The organism is Kothea flammea, from assembly GCF_052161645.1.
GTDB lineage: Bacteria > Planctomycetota > Planctomycetia > Pirellulales > Pirellulaceae > Laterigemmans.
In genome coordinates this window covers 3,591,077-3,609,000 of the sequence record NZ_CP197414.1, presented here as the reverse complement: position 1 = coordinate 3,609,000, position 17,924 = coordinate 3,591,077, and the positions used below count along the sequence as shown (strand labels likewise).

Below are 17,924 nucleotides of genomic sequence, written 5' to 3'. Positions count from 1 at the left end.
GTGCGGAAGAGCGTTGTGTACGGGGAGCCTTTCTGGACATGGCCGAAAATGGCCGGTCCTGGTAATCGCAAAAAGCCGAGACTCACGTCTCGGCTTTTTTGCTTGAATTCCCGTGTTTTTCGACGTTTTCAAAATCGGCCGCCGGAATAGTTCGTCTCTGTCCGGTACGGGATACCGACCCAAACAGCCCTTTCCCGCTCGCCACCCCGACCCAAACAACGAATACTCTCGAACTCTCTCGGTTACCGGACGCATCCGCGGTATGAAGTTCAAACGTCCCGATGGCAAAACGGTTCGTCCGTCACTCGTCGTTCTCGACGATCCGCAAACCGACGAGTCGGCTCGCTCACTATCCCAATGTGCCAACCGCGAAGCCATCCTTGCTGGTGCCGTGCTCGGACTCGCCGGCCCTGGCAAGAAGATCTCTGGCATCATGCCATGCACCGTGATTCGCCCCGGCGACATGGCCGACAATATTCTCGATCGCGACAAGCATCCGGAATGGAATGGCGAACGAACGCGGATGGTCTACTCGTTCCCGTCGAACGAAACACTCTGGCAACGCTACGCCGAGATCCGCGCCGAGGGACTACGAGCCGGCGATGGTGGTGCAGCCGGAACGGACTTCTATCGCGACAACCGCGACGCAATGGACAAAGGCGCCGAGGTCGCTTGGTCCGAACGATTCAACCACGACGAGCTATCGGCGATCCAACATGCGATGAACCTGAAACTCCAAGACGAAGCTGCCTTCTTCGCGGAGTACCAAAACGAGCCGCTGCCAGAAGAAACCGTCGGCGCCGATCAACTCACGGCCGACCAAGTCGGCGAGAAGACCAACGGCATGCCTCACTTACAAGTTCCAATCTCCGCAAACCACCTCACCGCATTCATCGACGTCCAGCAGAAGCTGCTGTTCTACGTCGTCGCCGCCTGGGAAGACGACTTCACCGGCTACGTCATCGACTACGGAACGTATCCCGATCAGAAGCGAAACTACTTCACGCTTCGCGACGCGCGATTGACGCTCGCTTCGTCTGCCGAAGGCACAGGATTGGAAGGCAGCATCTATGCCGGCCTAGAGTCGCTCACCGAATCCTTGCTTGGCCAGGAGTGGCAACGAGACGACGGAGCTGCGATGAAGATCGAACGCTGTCTGATTGACGCCAACTGGGGCCACTCTACCAACGTCGTCTACCAGTTCTGCCGGCAGAGCTCGTTCGCTTCGGTGCTACTCCCATCGCATGGGCGTTTCGTCGGCGCTTCATCGAACCCATTCAGCGAATACAAACGCCGGCCCGGTGATCGTGTTGGACTGAACTGGCGAGTCCCATCCATCCACGGCAAGCGAGCTATCCGCCACGTCATCTACGACACCAACTGGTGGAAGTCCTTCACGCACGCCCGGCTTGGCGTCGCCATGGGCGACCGAGGCTGCCTCTCTATCTTCGGCGACCGCGCTGAACAACATCGCATGTTTGCCGAGCAAGTCACCGCCGAATATTTCGTCCGCACTGAAGGTAGAGGTCGCTCTGTTGATGAGTGGAAACCTCGTCCCGAACAACCCGACAACCACTGGCTCGACTGCCTCGTAGGCTCCGCCGTCGCCGCATCCATGCAAGGCTGCCTACTCTTCGGCACTGATCTGCCAGCAACGCCCAAACGCGATCGCATCAGCTTTCGTGAAATGCAACGAAAGAAGCGAAATTAACAGAATTCATTGTCCTAGCCGGCGATCATTCGGTGCGTCGGTGTCCGCCTAAAACAAGCTCCGATGCCGCTTAGCTCGTGAGTTTGCTGAAGGCGGCTGATGCAACTTCAGAGAGATCATGTTGCCTCGAACTCGCGTCGGTGTGGTGAAGTCTAGAGGCCGAATAAGCCAGCAAACTTGTGGTCTACTGGCTTAGGGAAGTCTTTGCTTTAGGTGTTGAAGCAGCCTAGACGAGATCAAGATCGAAGAGAGTTTCTTCTTCATCCTCAAAATCTGCAAAGTAACCGTCAACGATTGAGGCGGCATCGCTGTTTGTTGCAGGCGCCGAGTTGTTAGCGTTCAGCTTATTGATCACAAGCAAAGCGTCGATCGGCGAAATGTTGCCATCACCATTGGTGTCGAGGGCATTATCGCCCTCATCATATGCGACTAGCGATTCATGCTTGGTGTTCAATGCGTTGATCACCTGCAAGGCGTCGATCGGTGATGTGAAACCATCGCCGTTCACGTCCAGCGGATTGTGTACTGTGATTGGCGGAGTCGCCAACGCACTAGCTTCGCCTTCCCCAGCTGGCTCGCCAATCACAAGATACGCTACCTGCTCTGTCGTGTGATTACGTTCGGAATCACGAACCTGGTCTTCGTCGATCGACAGATCAATCGAGCCGCTTGCGGATAGTGGAGTGCTACCCATTAAGGCCGCCCACCCACCATCTCCGCCATCCATACCAGCAGTGCTCAGTACTGCCGTGGCGGCACCCGCTGGAGTCACGTTGGAGTAGCGATAGGTACCGTTGTCGACGCCGCGAATGCTGTCCGTTCCCACACCGGCCGAGAAGCTCAGTCCATCGATGGCTCCGCTGCTGGTCGACTCAATCACGAAATAGCCAAGCGTCTCGGTAGCACGCGTGGTGTCGGTGTCTTCGCCCACGTGCTTGCCGATGTTCAGCGAGCTTGAATTGGCAGGGCTAGTTCGGCTACTGCTACTGGACCAGAACACGCTCCAGTCCGCATCGTTAGCCGACATAACTTGGCCAACTACGACGGGGCTTGAATAGCTCTGCTGGTATCCCTGCGAACCGATTTGCCAACCGCCAGACTTGCCGCTGGTCGTGGAAGCATCCACCTTCACCGCTTCCAACTTGTATTCGCCGGGCACATCGTAAACGCCTTCTTCCATTGCAATGAAGTGCACACCACCGCTGAAAGCAGTCGAGCCGACGTTGTCGACTCGCACATCAAATGAGGTGGCCGTGACATTGCTGACGCGGACTACGCCGGGCCCCGAACCGTTGTTGTAGCGAGGTGTGGCCACGATGACGGCCGAATCGTAGGTTTCGCCCAGACTCACCGTTTGCCAAGTGCTGCCGACAGCAGCAACGTTACCGTGGGAGAGTTTAGGTCCCGTGGTTGCCGCTTCGACTGTAACGGATACCGCGTCAGTCTCAGTAGCGCCTCCATTGTCGGTGACGGTTAACGTCAGCGTGTGCGTGCCGACAGCCAGCTGGGGTGTGATGCTCGCAGTCGTGCCGATTACGTTCGCTCCGTCGCTCCACTCGTAGGAAACGATGGACCCATCATCGTCCGTCCCTGTTCCAACGAGCGTTACAGTCTCAAAGCCGTCTCCGTCGGAATCGGTAATGGACTGGTCCACGCCCGCGTCAGCTGAGGGACCTTGGTTGGCTACAACAGTGACTTCGACGGTATCGCTGGAGCTTAGCCCACCGTCGTCCGTTGCGGTGAAAGTCAGTGTATGGGTACCGACGGGCAGGTCTGTTGTAAGATTTTGGGAGTTGCCGATTGCGACTCCGCCGAGCGTCCACTCGACCGAATCGATGGTTCCATCACTGTCGCTGGCCACGCCAACCAAAGTCACTGATTCCAGGCCAGTGCCATCATTGTCGCTGAGCGTTTGGTCGGAACCTGCGTCGACAACCGGTGGTTGGTTACTGGTATCCCCGTCGTCTTGGATTGTCCCAATCGCAGAGCTTGTCGACAGGGAAGCGTTAGCTGCGCCCGACAGATCGACACGAAACTGTTCATCGTTTTCGGTTAGTTCATCGTCTAGCGTTGACACCAGGAGCGTGCGGCTGATGACGCCGGGTTCAAACACGATGCTGCCAGAGCTCGCCGAATAGTCGTCCCCTGCTATGGCCGTCACATTCACCGAGGCAAAATCGACGCTCACTGGCAGTGCACTCGGCTTGGATAGCTCAATGCTAAAAGCTGCATTGCTGGCAGGTCCAATCCGGTCAACGTAGTTACCAGAACCGTTGCCAGAACTATAGACCACGTTGTCCGGGCCGACAGTAAACGACCAACCGTCACGCCCAAGCGGCAGTGTTTGTAAGATCGTTCCACTTTCAGGATCGATTTGTAACAAGCTCGTATCGCTGCCAACACCTGTTGTTCGACCGCTTGCGTACAGCAATCCATCGTCACCAAACTCGATATAAGCCACCGACGAAAGCGGTATGTCAGCAGCAATTCCGACGAACGCGCCGTTATCGCCAGAGTACTTGAGCACTTGCAAGGTATCGCGACTGGCGACGTAGACATCACCATCGGGGCCAACGACTGCGTTGCGAGGGTTGTTCAGACCGCCGCTTCCCGAAGAAACGAAATCGCTAACCGAAGTTCCGTCGAATATCAGTACCTTGTCGGTGGTTCGCTCCGTAATCAGCAGATCGCCAAACCTCGGACCGCTTTCAAAGAAGGCAACTCCCGCCGGGTTATCGAGGCCGCTGACCACGGTTTCAACTAGATTGCCGCTCGCCCCATCGAACCGCAGAACGCTTGGTCCGCTAACCGCATAGAGGTCGCCATTCTGTGGACTAAACGCAAGGCCAATTCCATTGTCGAAGAGTGGTTCATCTGAGACAAAGGCGTCAATGAAAGTACCGTCAGCTCCGTCATAACGCAGAATCTGATTGTTGGCGACGCTTACGATATAAAAGTCTTGAATGCCATCACTGTTACCATCCGGACCAAATGTGCTTAGTCGCGGTCTACTCAACCCTCCACTGCCTTCGCTAACGAAACTGCCAAGCAGGCTGAGCGTCCCGTCGCCCTCAGTCACGGTTGCATCGGAGATAGAAATGGAAGTGTCATCGTTAAGGATCGTCCCGGTTGCCGAGTCTACCACCAAGACACCAGAGGAAAGGTTCTCGATCTGGATGCGTAACGTCTCGTCGTCCTCTTCCGCTAAATCTCCGTTAACTCCGACTACGATGGACTTCACATCTTCATCAGCGGCGAAGGACAACGTTCCAGAGTCGTTGGAGTAATCAACGCCCGACGTGGCCGATCCGCCGACAATGGACCAATCCAGTGTAGCTGGCTGAGAGGTATCTCCACTGCGAACGATGTCGAAAGTGAGGTCAGTCACTCCACCGTTACCTTCAACGACAGACGTGTTGCTGATCGCAACTGTGCGGCTCGTATCGGCTAGTACGCGGTACTCCCAGTTCAGAATATCGTGGTTCTGGTAGCCTCCGCCGGTTGCCGCCGTGAAGCCCACCCAAGCTTTTCCGCTGTCCAGATTAAGCAATTCGCTCAGGTCCACGTCGGCAGAAATGACAGGTGCAGCCAAACTATCGTAGAACACTTGCAGTTGACCAGATACATAGCGAACAGTCACGCTATGGGTCGTCGCGTCGTCCATCAACGAGGGCGTATCAAATGAGCCAATCGAAAGAGATTCTTCCCAGCTATTTGGGCCAGTACCATTGGTGTGCACACTGATATGGCTTTGGCTTGGATCGCCCGGTTCACTATTTTGAAATGTATCAAATTCAACTACTAGGCTATTAGGCAGCGCATCGTATCCCAACCTGCCACCGCCTCCTGCAAGATAGGTCGGCGCGTGATTTTGAATGATAAATGCGAAGCCATCGGAGCCACCGACGTCCCCGACGTTTTCATTGAGGTTGAAATCAAATGAAGTTTCCCAATCCACGGAAACGAACTGTTTGTTCTCGTGCCAAACGGCACCATTCACTCCTTCCACAGCAGGCGTTAGCCGAAGCGTATTGCCATCAGCGACGGCCGCATCTCCAAGTAACGTAAGTCCGCTCGAATCGCTGAAATCGGGGTAAGAAATCGTGGCGGGAAAAGTTGGCTCCGACTGCTGTCCCGTGATCTTCACGTTGTCGACGTTCGCGTCTTCGTTGCTGCGACTCACCTTGGCTCGGAATTGGATTACCAAATTGGACGAGGCGTAGGGTGTGAGATCGACGGTCTCTGATCGCCACTGATTCTCCGGATCGCTATTTCCGTTAATTTGCCGAACACTGGTATTCCAAGTTGCCCCGCCATCACTGGAAATATCAAGCGCGACATACTCTCCGGAATCAAAACCACTTTCGATCAGCCAGTCGAAGGTCAACTCGGCCGAACTGTAACCGCTCAAGTCGATTGGATCGGAAAGCTTCAGCGTTGCATTGCTTGCCCAGCCGTCTACCTCTGCAGAGCGGCTACCGTCGGTGGCTCGCTGACTCGAGCGGAACCAATCGTTTTGGCTGTCTTCGACCCAACTGCTGGCCCAGTCATTCGAGTTGGAGCCAGCCTCGAAGCTGTCGGCAAAAAGCGTAACGTCTGCGGCGAGCAGTTGACGACTCTCCAGAGTCTCCAAGCTCGCAACTAGGCTTCGACGGAACAGTGGGTTTCTACCAGCTCGCGACCGCCTTGAAGATGTCTGGCGGGCTAGGTGGCGTTTCGAAAATGGTAGTCGTGGCATCGTCTATTCTCCAGTGATTACTTCAGTCGAGCCGCCCGACGGCTGATTGGCGGATTGTTCTCTGAAGTACTATGCGGATTCAGCCCACGATTCGTCCGCAAAATCGAAAATCCTTGCAGGAGCGATCAGCTCAGACTTTGGCGTGTGGTCTCTGGCCGACTGACGATGCGAAGAGAAGTGTCGCTCGAAGATGGCTACGGCGCCTCGTCAGAATTGCCGTCCAACAGCCCATGCTCCCTCAGAATTCCTTGAAATTCGGGGATGTCACGAAATCCATCGAACTCGCTGTCCAGCAGGGAATCACGTTCGAGGGGAGTGTCGAAGTGACCCTCCGTGTTCGCCTCTGTAAGCATGGAAATGGCAATATCGCGATAAGCATTCAGAGACTCCGAATCCGGGAAACCAGCCTGAACTGCAGCTGCGTAGACCTTCGCAATGTTGAATTTATTATCAGCAAGCAAATCTGGACGGTTCCGAAGCTCAATCGCTAACTGGATTGCTTGTTCGTGTTGGCCTGCTTCAGACAAAGTGACGGCCATGTAGGCTTCGATTTGCGTTCGCCGATCATCCGGCGCATGGCTAAGGGATTCGTTCCACACTCGGATCGCCTCTTCGAAGTTCCGCATCCCTGCCTGCGCAAATGCTAACGCTGCAAATGAGTTGGTAAGATAGCTTCGAGCAAGACGGTGATTTGGCTCTTCTTGGACCAACGCACTTAGCACCTCGATTGCTTTATGGGCAAACTCTGCTGACTCAACGAACCGATCTCGGTCGTATTCGGTGAAGGCCATGTTGCAGTATGTTCCACCAAGTCTCACTCGATTGCCGTTGTCGTTCGGAGCTTCGAGCTGTTTAAGCTCTCTGGCTGCTACGATTTTTTTGAGAGTCTGGATCGATCGATCAAACTCTTGCTGTTTTTTCAATAAAATACTGTAGTTGTTCAGGACCATGAGCAGCCTGATCTGTGCTGTCTTCGTCTCAGATTTAGCGAGAAACTGGCATGCCAGGTCATACTGTATGTTAGCATTTTCATAATCCAATAATTCGCCTTGAACTCTGCCTAGGTTCCAGTAGGCCAATCCGAGCATGTATGGATCGGCTTCTTCTGGCATTTCCAAAATGGCATCCAACCGCTCTTGGAATACCGTCTTCGCGGATTCGAGTTGTCCGCTAGACATCAAATGTTCACCAAGCAGATGTACAGCGAGCATAGTATCTTCATGTAATTCACCAAGTATCCGTCGTCTATCAGCTAGGACCTCTTCAATCAACGAGATAGCTAGTTGCTCATCGCCTAGCTTGAAAGCCGTTTTAGATAGATTGTGTTTTGCAGTCAAAGTATTTGGGTGATCTGCCCCATCGACTTGCTCAGAAACCGCCGCAGCCCTTTCCAGTGTCGCCCAGGATGAGTCGTAGTTACCTACCTTCGCGTAGGCAACTCCGAGATTTCCCAACGTGACTACCAAATCTGATTGGTCCTGATCCGAACTATCTCGAAAGGACAACACATCCTCATAGAGGGCAATAGCACGATCGTATTCTTCGAGCGAAAGACATATTGAAGCGAGGCCTGACTTAGTTCTATAGATTTTTTCGGGAGGATCCCTGGCTTCTAGTCTGTCTTTCAATACGTCTTCGTAAATCTTCTGTGCTTCAGAGTATCTGCCTAATCGCCAAAGCGATTGAGCGAGGTCGCTCCGAGAGGCTTTCGTTTCTGTCGCCGCTTTGCCAAGAATGTCTGTTCGTACTTTGCAGACGTTTTCGAAGCAGCGTCGTGCCCCGTCAAATTCTCCCTGAGCTAGCAAAATTTGACCAATCGTATTTTCAACTCTCGCTTTTACAAGGCGCTGGTCGGGGAATGCGTTGTCTAGCTGTTCTCGAGCATTCTGGAGTGCCTCCGCGACAGTTACCTGCCCGCCTTTTTCGCGTCCGAAATTGTCGAGTGGAGAAGCCGTCTTTAGCAGATCATCTACAAGGAAATCGTATACAGCCTCAGTTTCCGCATTGGACTGCTGGAGCGCATTCAAAGCATCATCTTTTACTTGGCTTTCTTTACGGAGACGTTCATTCGCTTCCTCGGCGTCAGTCCTTGCCGCAACTGCTTCTCGCGATGCTTCCTCCGCCCAGAATGCGTAGGCTACACTCACGACCGTAGCACCGACCATAGTCATCAGTATGAGAGAGGCCGAGACGAGTAGTCCCTTCCGTCTCGCGGTAAACTTGCTGAGCCGATAGCCGACTGAAGGCGGACATGCCAGCACAGCTTCGTTGGCTAGATATCGTTCTATGTCGCTGGCTAACGCACTCGCCGATACGTAACGTCGGGAACGATCCTTCTCGAGCGTCTTGACTACGATCCAGTCGAGCTCCTGTACGGGCCGACCGGTGAGGCTACGAACGTCGGTACTTTGCCGCTCGGCAATCGTGGATGCTTGCTCACGATCCAGCGTGCTAATCTTCTGGCTTGGACGCAGTGGTTCGTCCTCGCGGATGATCCGCCGCATCTCGTCCAGCGATGCTTGCTTGAAAGTCTCGCGATCGAAGGGGGTTGTTCCAGTAAGCAACTCGTAGAGCAGCACGCCCAACGAGTAGATATCGCTGCGAGTATCTACGTCCAGCCCGCTCAGCTCTGCTTGCTCGGGACTCATGTACAGCGGCGTGCCGATCATCTGGGAGAAAAGCGTGTACAACGTCTTGTCGGTTAGACGCTGACTGGTCGCCTTTGCCACGCCGAAGTCAATCACCTTGGGTACATGATTGACGTCATGCAGCTCCACTAAAATGTTGCTGGGCTTCAGGTCCCGGTGGATGACGCCTTTCTGGTGGGCGTGCTGAACGGCATCGCAGACCGACTTGAACAACTTTAGACGTTCATCGCGGTTGAGTTTGTGGCGATCGCAGTAGTCGGTGATCGGGATGCCACGCACCAACTCCATCACGAAGAAAGGCCGGCCGTCGTCGGTCATGCCGGCATCCAGCACACCGGCGATGTTGGGATGATTCATGAGCGCCAGCGCCTGTCGCTCGGCTTCAAACCTGGCGACAACCTGCTCGGAGTCCATGCCACGCTTGATGAGCTTTAGCGCCACCTTACGCCGCACCGGCTCCCGTTGCTCAGCCATGTAGACCGTGCCCATGCCGCCCTGGCCGATCTCCTCAATGATTCTGTAGCGATCTATCTCGGGCGCCGCTGACTTGGCGTCGTCACTCGCACGCGTTGAAGGCAGTGATTCTCCTTCTCCGTCAGACTCCACCACGCCAGAAGCTGGAGCTGCAACGGCGAGGAGGTTGTCGTCTTGATCGGACCTGGCAGCTAGCAGCTTGGCAACCCGTTTACGCAAGTCGTGATCATGGCCGCATGCCTCCTCCAGATACGCCTTTCGCTCATCTAGATCGTCAATCCTGGCCGCCGCGAGGTAAATCTCGCGTTCGGATTTCTGCGATTCGTTCTTACTCATAGGCATTGTGTCCTGCAACTTTGCGCCAGCGCATAGCAAGCACTGTTAGCTCATGGATATCCAACAGTTTCAAATGCGTAATCGAGAATGCGGAAGTCCGGATGTTTTTGAAGAAAAGCGTCGAGTCCGCAAATATGAGTTTGGGGAAGCCCCTTCTAGTCGGCCAGCTCAACTTTGAACCAACTCGTTGCGTAGTCCCAGCGTTCGTAGGCGACGGTTCGCGATATGCCAAGCGCCTTGGCGGCTTCTGTTACGGATAAGCCGGCATAAAGTCTCAGGCGGACGAGCTCAGCGACCTGTTCATCCTTACTTTCAAGTTTATCGAGAGCATCATCGAGCTCAAGCAATTCATCCGAGCTGATACCCCTCTTTCCTGCGGGGGTACGGAAGTCGGACAGTTCCACCCGCTTGAGATCGCCACCACGCTTCTCGGCCGCCTTGGCACGAGCGTGGTCCACTAAAATGCGACGCATGGCCAGAGCGGCGGATGCGTAGAAATGTCCAGCCGAATCCCAATTGATCTCACTGCTGGAACCAACCAAACGAAGATATGCGTCGTGCACGAGCGCGGTTGCTTGCAGCGTATGGTTGGCACGCTCGCCAGCCATCTGCTGAGTCGCCTGCTTCCGAAGCTCTTCGTAGACCAGCGGCAGAAGCTCCTCCGTTGCTAATTGGTCGCCGCTTGCAACTCGCTGTAGGATCCGAGTTACATCAGCGGGCTGCCCTTCGTCTGCCATAGATTGGATCCGCCAGGGGTAGAAGTAGAAACTCGACGTCCGTTGTATTCTACTAAAGCTCAAGTGCCTCGCGAAATACCCCGATAGTCCCAACCCCGAGTCAAGGTAGCGTCCTTCCAGAGGACTGACAACGACACCTCTGTCAGTTCGTCTACGACCAATTTCGCGTGGTGTAGGCCCGGGAATTTCACCCGGGCCCCAACCCCGAACCGGACGTGCAACTTTCACTGCATCCGGCTCTCCAGACTGTCTTGATTACTACGATAGGTTTTCAACTTGTGGCACTCCAGGCATAGAGTCTGGAGATTCTCCAAGGTGGTTGCCTGCTTGTAGCTGGCGAAGCGGCTCACGGGCTTAATGTGATCGGCTTGTGAGGTCTCATGGGTAACGCGCGTCCCACAGCGGCGGCATCGGTAGCCGTCGTGCATTAAGACGAACGCTTTGAGGTCCATGCGGCCGGGTCGCCGATGTTCGTAAAGTCGAACGATGGCTTCCCAGTCAGCAGACGCCGCCGCTCATGCTGATCGAGGCTTTGCCAAACCTCGCGCAAGCCTTCCATGAAGCCGGGATCAACGACTTCCGACTCGTCCAGAGCGTCAATGACAAACTGCTCGATGTCATGTCGCTTGACACTGACATTCGCACAGGGCGGCCGTCCGCCGGCTTGCGACCGGCATCGGTAGTACAAATAGCGGATGTTCCGGTGGTGCGAATAGCTCGACGACATCGGCCGCTCGCACAATCCGCAAACCAAAATGCCGCGTAGAAGAAACTCGTGAGGGTTCTCCCGCCGACCTGGCTTCCGCGTTCGACGCTCGACAATGTGCTGCTGTGCGCGCTCGAAAACATCCTGTTCAACAATCGGCGCATGCTCGCCCGGCAGCGTCGAGTCGCCGTTCGGAATCTCACCGAGATATGTGCGATTGGAAAGCAACTTCATGACACGCGTCGTTGTCCATCTCTCCTTGTTGCCGTATCGATCGGGCCAGCCGCTGTGATTCGCGATCGCGACAATGTAGTTGGGTGTCGCCCCCCAAGCGGCCAGGGCGAACATATCACGAATCACCACCGCGTGTTCTGGGTGCGGCACCAGCCTCGACGAACCGCTCTCCGTCATGTAACCAAACGGAATCTGGCCCGCGACACGTTTGCCGTGACGTTTCAGCGCGGTCCGCATCTCCGCCAGTCGGTCACGAGTGAGGTCCTGTTGAAACTCACTTGCCGCGGCAACGATGTTGCTGGCCAGTCGGCTGGCCGCCGATTGCCCAAAGTTGGGATCGGTGACGACGACCAACTTAATTTCGTGCTCTTCAAAAATCGCGAGCAACTCGGCGAGCATAGCAAGAGGTTTCACGAGCCGATCAACCTTGTAAACGATCACCCGTTCGATCAAGCCTTCTTGAACGGCATTGATCAACTCCTGCATCGCCGGTCGATCCAATGTTTCGCTCGACTCCCCTTCGTCAGCGAAGTGATCATGCACCGGTAGACCAAGCGACGTGGCGGTGTCGTGGCAGATAGCGTATTGAGCGTCGCACGAGCTGAACGAACCGCCACCGTAACGCGACTGCCGCGAATAGACGACGTTCAGCCGAAACGGTATCTCTTGCTCGTCATTCACTTCCGAGTATCGACCTCATCAAGGAAATGGCCCTGGAGAAAGGGCTCAAGAAGTTGATCCAGCACGAAGAATTGGAGGAGGCCAAGCGGCTTTCCATCGAACTAATGAAACGGGGTAGCTATCAGGTCGCCTGCAGTGACGAGGGCTTGATGAGTTATGAGATTGAAGACTGTCTGAAGCCAGTCATCAAGGCTGTCAAACTTGCCGGTGGTGAACATGCAAAGAAATGGGCTGCAGAGATGATCAGAGCCGATGAAGTTGGCTTTATTTGCGATAACGAACTACGAAAACTTGCGGAGTCAAAGTCATGAAAATTGTCTACCCGACATGGCTGGCCAAGTGCGACGATGCTGATATCGAAGAGGCCTACGAGGAAGCAACCGTTGACTGTTATGGCGACGAGCAGGGAGCGGGATTGGTCGACATGGCCATTCAAGAACTCGCTTTCCCCTTCGCTGCGGTCGTGCTGGGGCAACCCGTTTCAGTTGTCGACGCCAGTCCTTCCAGGAACGCTAGTTTCGGCGTTGATTTGATCGTCGAATACGGCAAGAAGCAATTTGCGATCTCCGCATCGTCAGTTGAGCTCTGTGATCCGTTTCCCGAAGGACACCTCTATCTTGCCGCACTACTGGTTTGGCATTCCAGAATGTGATCATTGGCAAGCCGGAAAGGCAATCCAATCGTGGCGTCAGATCAATTGTATCGAACGCCTCAGCTCGCTGACGGTTTGCGTCAGCCCCTGCTCACCGAGACAGCCGAGATATTCTTCTGCCGATCTCGGCGGATTCTTCAGTCTCGCGCGGGTTTGTTTGACGGCGGTCAGCACCACGCTGGGTGCCAAATCCAACTGGCTAAAAATGAAAGAGTCTGGGTGGATCGCTTCGATCCCGTACGCACTCAAAGCGTCTTCGGGAAAGTCTTTCAGATTGTATGTCACGATTGCATCGGCTCCACACCGGATCGCTGCGGCTAAAACATGACGATCATCGGGATCCGGTAGCTCAAGAGCCTCGATCAACGGTTCGAAGCCAGTGACGACTGCATCAAGCACATGCGCGTCCATCAACTGACGAGTGCGATCCAGTTGTTCTCTCGTAAGATCGGGCCGGACTCGCAGTACACTCCGAGTCCATTCATCGTGGATCATTGCAGACCATCGCGCCCGGAACAGCCCCGTCATGGCAAGCTGCATCAACAGGTCCCGCAGCGGCGCGGGGAAGAGCACGCAAGCATCGTAAACAACGGTGAAGTGACTCAAGGCTCAATAACCCATGTCGAGCTCTTGGGCCTGGGCAGCCAGTTCGTCGAGTGCTTCGTGGCGTTTGCGGTCCATCGACTGTTTGTACTCCATCAGGTCCTTGAGCAGCACGCGTCGATGAGTGCCCACTTTGCGAAATGGCAGTTCGCCCTTTTCAAGCTGGTCGACCAGGAACGGCCGCGACACACCAAGCAAATCCGAAGCCTGCTGCGTCGTCAATTCAGCATGCACTGGGAACATGGTGACCGCGTTGCCTTTTGCAAATTCGGTCAGCAAGGCGCCAAGTAGCTGCACCACTGACGGCGGAATCTCGATCTCAGTTTCCTTCGTTCCAAGCTTAGCGATCAATCGGATGCCGCCCTCACTTTGGTCAGCGACAAGTTCCGCGATTGCACGGCTAGAGACTTTCGCCAACTCGGCGTCACCGGGCGTTGGCGAGAGCGTACTGGGTAGATCGGACAGTGTTGCGTTCATGGTTTTGCCTCCACCTCTAGTGTATCGACCAAACGCAACAAAGCAAATAAACGAAACAAACGAAATTGAGTTCAACTGCGAAAACCGCGGTCTCTCCAGCGCGTTTTTACGGTATTTCCTAAGGTTTTGGCCGTTCTCGGTTAACCCCGCTGTCAAACCGAGCCAAACCCAATTTGAGCTGAATTTCAAAAAGCGAAAACTCTCGCGAACCAGTTAACGCCCGTCGGTCCAGCATGACCCGCGGGCGTTTCTCGTTTTCGCCCCCTTTTTCGCGGTCTTTCGCCACCGCGGCGGCCAATACTCAAGTTCCAACTTTCGCCGAGAGACTCCGGGCTGCCGAGTCCAACCACCCTGGTTCGCCCCGCACCCCAGAGACAACCCCGAGAACTCTCTAAGTCTCTGTTTGACATGCGGGTCTCGGTTTACACGGGCCAGCATCACGTGAGCCCTGACAATTCACCCCACAAACAACTTGCCGGCTCGTTCTTCGATCGTTTTTTCGTGAGCCAGATGGAGTAGCTCAGCTCGGACGGCCGCCTGAAACGGCTGGCTGTTGCTCATTCCGAATGCTTTTGCAACGGAACTGAATGTCTCGGCCTCGTCGGTCCCTATGTGATCGCGAACCACCGCGACGATAGCGGCACGCAATTCTTCCGGCGCGATATTCTCGACCTTCCGAAGAGCCGCGTTGCTGGCGTCTCGCCGGTTTCGCACAGGAAAATCTTCTTGTTGAAAGCGGTACAGGAATTCCCCTCGCCGCTCAAGCTTTTGCTGGCTGGCCAACAACGTCGCAGCCGCTTTCAGTTTCCTTTTTAATGACGCTACAAGACGGCCGCGACCGAGAATCGAAATGCACCGACGTCCCGCCTCGTCGATGTGAATTGGCGATTCGATTTGAACGACGCGGTCGATCAATGTGGCGAGTTGGTTTTCCGCGAGATCCGCTGGTCCGCCGTCGAATCCCCGGACATCAAATGCTGCCTCCCGGTACGAATTGCTACCTTCCTTGTAATCTTCGTCTGATTCGCAAACTTCGACCCGCTCCCAGAAGGCATCTTCATCGATTGGCTTCACAGTAACTCGCTGCTGAATGACGGTAGCGGCCTCTGCTTCGGCCTTGTCAACTTCGTCCCAGTGCTTTTTAGCGTCCGCGAGCGAGCCGATAACTTTCGCCAATTGTTCCTCAGGTCGCTGGAACCAATCCGTGGACCAAATTCGGTGGATGATCCATCCTCTCGACTCAAGTATTTGTTGCCGGATTCGATCGCGATCTCGTACCCATCTGGCACTGTGATATTGGGCACCATCACATTCGATGCCTAGCAAGTATCGACCTCGCCTTTCCGGATCTCGAATTGCCAAGTCAATCAAGAAGCCCCCTACACCGATCTGATGATCGACTTCAAGCCCTCGGTTTCGTAGGGCTTTTGCGACTTGCTCTTCAAAAATGCTGTCTGCGTCACCGTGAGACTGAACCGCATCCAACCGACCATGCTCAGCGTAATTGAGGTACATTTTCAGAGCTGAAACGCCTTCGCTTTGGGTGCGATTCAGGTCGATGTCATCCGCTTTGAGCGAGGTAAAGACTTCGCAGGCAGACGACGCACGGCTGATCAGCACATTGAGGCGTCGTTCTCCGCCTTTGCGATTGAGTGGTCCGAAATTCTGTGCGAAGTAGCCGTCTTGATCTTTTGCGTAGCCAACAGAAATGAAGATGACGTCCCGTTCATCTCCCTGAACGTTCTCGAGACTTTTGACGAAAAAGGGTGCCATTCCGCCGAAGGTAAAAAACTCTTCGACAGACGGATTCTCCTTTCGGCGAACTTCAAGCTCATCGATGATTGCATCTCGCTGAGCCGCACTGAATGTTGCGACGCCAAGTGACATCTGCGGACGTTTCGCTGCGTGTTCCATCACGGCGTCAGCTACAGCTCTGGCTTCATTTCGGTTCACCCTTGATGCGCCACGATCGTACCATCCATCAGCCACATAGCGGAGCTTTAGCCCCAGAGGTCCTCCACTGATCAGCGGACTCGGAACAATGAACAGACGGTCATCGTAGAATTGGCGATTACTTACTGCGATAAGCGACTCGTGTCGGCTTCGGTAGTGCCAACGCAGCATTCGGCTGGGAAGAAGGCTGCCATCTTCACTGGCGAGAACAAACCCAATTCATTTTGGGAAGGTCGCATGGTCGACATCCAAAGTGGACGCACGGATTTATGGGTTGAACGCTTCTTGGCAAGCCGGTTGTCGGTCAGCGGAATCTACGGGACGACTCTCCTGTCAGAGCATCTTGCGAAGGCCTACAAACAAAGCGATTCACCAACCGTGCGTGAAGAGCTCTTCAATGCTATCGTCGGCGTGCGGACAGCTCCGGTAAAACGCACCTCATTTTTGAAATTTGCAAACGACTACCTAGGGAACGACGCCAAGTCCGAGTTCCTCGCTGTGGTTCCGGTGGACCAGCAGCGAATGAGCTTCGACTTTGATCGAGACACTTTTGAAAAGAAGATAGGATTCCGTGCGTTCAAGATGTCAGACGACGTTTTTATTACGGCTCCGCTGGGGACGATCGACCAGTCGATTCAAATTCAAAAAGATCAGCTTGAATATGCCGGCACCATCACAGACGACTACTTAAAGGCAGGTCGCCGTGGCTGATCGAGATAGCGTGCACGACGACGGATATGCTCAGGAGCAAGCGATTGCCAACAATCTTGAGCGATATCTTCGTGATTCATTGGCAGCGGTTGATCCGCCCGTCGCGGTCCGGTGCCGGGTTGATGCAGAGAACCCCGAAAAGCGAATTAAATGCGAAGTGGATGTTGATCGCAGTTCACTGAAGCAAGTAGATGCGTTGCTTGAATCGGAGCTGAGCATTATTTCTCAAGTTGATCAAGCTGCGGCAGGTGCGATCAGAGTGGAGGCGGTCGTACCAGCAATCGTCAAACAATCCGCTGACATCGGAAATCAAGTCTTTCAGCTCGAAATAAATGCGATCGATCTACCCCCCACGCCCGAGAACGCTTCCGTTTTGCCAATGTCGTCGACGAAGGTAGCCGATCCAAATTTTGGCAAGTCGCGTTTTGAGATAGAGCACGTAATCGTCTTGATACACGGGATTAGGGATATCGGAGCGTGGCAGTCCAACGTTAGCGAGCATCTGGTCGAAGCTGGCACAGTCGTCGAACAAATTCGATATGGCAAGTACCTGGCATCACGCTTCTTATGTCCAGTTGACCTTTCAGGGGCAGCCGTACAGCGAGTGCTGAAAGAGCTGCAATCGCTGCGTCATGAGTATCCCAATGCTCGGATGTCGTTGATCGCACATAGTTTTGGGACGTATGTGACGCTGAAGGTCCTGGAAAAGGATAAGAACATTGAACTTTGGAAGATTGTTTTCTGTGGCTCAGTGGCAAATGATCGACACGATTGGTCCGAGCTTAAGCGTCGTGTTGGAGATGGTGATCGAGCGACCAAACAATTCATTTTGAACGATTGCGGAACCGGTGATGTCTGGCCCGTTATTGGTGCAGCGTTTGGGTGGCATTACGGGATGGCTGGAGCAACCGGGTTCTCGGAAGGCTTCGTGACCAACCGCTTTCACAAAGCTAAAGGTGGGGTCAAAGGCGGTCACGGCCTATACTTCAACCCCGATTTTGTCCGGGAGCATTGGCGCCCATTTTTGATAAATGACGAGGCCCCAGCGATTGGCGACGGAAGCCAAGGAGAGCATTTGCCCTGGCTGGTAAAGCTTATGTACGAAAGCTGGGCTCGGCTCATTTGCAAGCTGCTCGCTCTGGTGGTTTGGTTGCTCCTATTTGCGACTGTGGGTCTTTCTCTTTTTCTTCTTGGCAGAGCGATTTTTTACCTCTTCGAACAGGTCGTCTGGTAGCCCGCCCCTCCGCGGCGTCTACGGGTAGC

Annotated in this window: 13 protein-coding genes; 5 read left to right on the top strand and 8 right to left on the bottom strand. The window is 54.5% G+C overall.

Features of this window, described 5'->3' with window-relative positions; translation table 11 throughout:
• The first annotated feature begins 262 nt into the window (after positions 1 to 262).
• The gene (locus tag SH139x_RS13625; RefSeq protein WP_488355742.1) at positions 263 to 1,711 is read left to right on the top strand and encodes a terminase gpA endonuclease subunit; all 1,449 of its coding nucleotides are present in this window, start codon (positions 263 to 265) and stop codon (positions 1,709 to 1,711) included.
• Between the two features lie 226 nt (positions 1,712 to 1,937).
• Here the strand turns inward: SH139x_RS13625 and SH139x_RS13620 are convergent, their stop codons facing one another.
• The 5 genes from SH139x_RS13620 to SH139x_RS13600 all read right to left on the bottom strand — a co-directional run bounded on the left by SH139x_RS13620 (position 1,938) and on the right by SH139x_RS13600 (position 12,265).
• Positions 1,938 to 6,449 carry a Calx-beta domain-containing protein gene (locus SH139x_RS13620; protein WP_488355741.1) on the bottom strand — a complete coding sequence of 1,504 codons (4,512 nt, stop codon included), beginning with the start codon at positions 6,447 to 6,449 and terminating at the stop codon, positions 1,938 to 1,940.
• A 194-nt stretch (positions 6,450 to 6,643) separates the two neighbouring features.
• The gene (locus tag SH139x_RS13615) at positions 6,644 to 9,907 is read right to left on the bottom strand and encodes a protein kinase domain-containing protein (RefSeq protein WP_488355740.1); all 3,264 of its coding nucleotides are present in this window, start codon (positions 9,905 to 9,907) and stop codon (positions 6,644 to 6,646) included.
• Between the two features lie 155 nt (positions 9,908 to 10,062).
• Positions 10,063 to 10,644, bottom strand: coding sequence for an ECF-type sigma factor (locus SH139x_RS13610; protein ID WP_488355739.1), 582 nt, complete (start codon positions 10,642 to 10,644; stop codon positions 10,063 to 10,065).
• A 224-nt stretch (positions 10,645 to 10,868) separates the two neighbouring features.
• Complete coding sequence (locus SH139x_RS13605) at positions 10,869 to 11,072, bottom strand: HNH endonuclease (RefSeq protein ID WP_488356017.1); 204 nt, start codon at positions 11,070 to 11,072, stop codon at positions 10,869 to 10,871.
• The gene (locus tag SH139x_RS13600) at positions 11,072 to 12,265 is read right to left on the bottom strand and encodes a recombinase family protein (RefSeq protein ID WP_488355738.1); all 1,194 of its coding nucleotides are present in this window, start codon (positions 12,263 to 12,265) and stop codon (positions 11,072 to 11,074) included. The genes SH139x_RS13605 and SH139x_RS13600 overlap by 1 nt, the downstream gene beginning before the upstream one ends.
• 26 nt (positions 12,266 to 12,291) lie before the next feature.
• On the opposite strand from SH139x_RS13600, the gene SH139x_RS13595 reads away from it, so the two are divergent.
• On the top strand, positions 12,292 to 12,576 hold the full coding sequence (locus SH139x_RS13595; RefSeq protein WP_488355737.1) for a hypothetical protein: 285 nt from the start codon (positions 12,292 to 12,294) through the stop codon (positions 12,574 to 12,576).
• Positions 12,573 to 12,917, top strand: coding sequence for a hypothetical protein (locus tag SH139x_RS13590; RefSeq protein WP_488355736.1), 345 nt, complete (start codon positions 12,573 to 12,575; stop codon positions 12,915 to 12,917). Before SH139x_RS13595 ends, SH139x_RS13590 begins: the two co-directional genes overlap by 4 nt.
• Before the next feature lie 36 nt (positions 12,918 to 12,953).
• Here SH139x_RS13590 and SH139x_RS13585 read toward each other — a convergent pair whose 3' ends face one another.
• From SH139x_RS13585 to SH139x_RS13575, 3 genes are all read right to left on the bottom strand, one after another.
• A complete protein-coding gene (locus SH139x_RS13585; protein ID WP_488355735.1) occupies positions 12,954 to 13,523 on the bottom strand; it encodes a PIN domain-containing protein in 570 nt (189 codons plus the stop codon).
• 3 nt (positions 13,524 to 13,526) lie between these two features.
• Positions 13,527 to 13,997, bottom strand: a complete 471-nt coding sequence (locus tag SH139x_RS13580) for a helix-turn-helix domain-containing protein (RefSeq protein ID WP_488355734.1) — start codon at positions 13,995 to 13,997, stop codon at positions 13,527 to 13,529.
• A 456-nt stretch (positions 13,998 to 14,453) separates the two neighbouring features.
• Positions 14,454 to 16,121, bottom strand: a complete 1,668-nt coding sequence (locus tag SH139x_RS13575) for an AAA domain-containing protein (RefSeq protein ID WP_488355733.1) — start codon at positions 16,119 to 16,121, stop codon at positions 14,454 to 14,456.
• On the opposite strand from SH139x_RS13575, the gene SH139x_RS13570 reads away from it, so the two are divergent.
• Together SH139x_RS13570 and SH139x_RS13565 are read left to right on the top strand one after the other, a co-directional pair.
• Positions 16,092 to 16,661: a hypothetical protein gene (locus SH139x_RS13570; protein ID WP_488356173.1), complete on the top strand. Its 570-nt coding sequence runs from the start codon at positions 16,092 to 16,094 to the stop codon at positions 16,659 to 16,661. The genes SH139x_RS13575 and SH139x_RS13570 overlap by 30 nt on opposite strands.
• Positions 16,654 to 17,895: a lipase family protein gene (locus SH139x_RS13565; RefSeq protein ID WP_488355732.1), complete on the top strand. Its 1,242-nt coding sequence runs from the start codon at positions 16,654 to 16,656 to the stop codon at positions 17,893 to 17,895. Before SH139x_RS13570 ends, SH139x_RS13565 begins: the two co-directional genes overlap by 8 nt.
• Positions 17,896 to 17,924 lie beyond the last annotated feature (29 nt).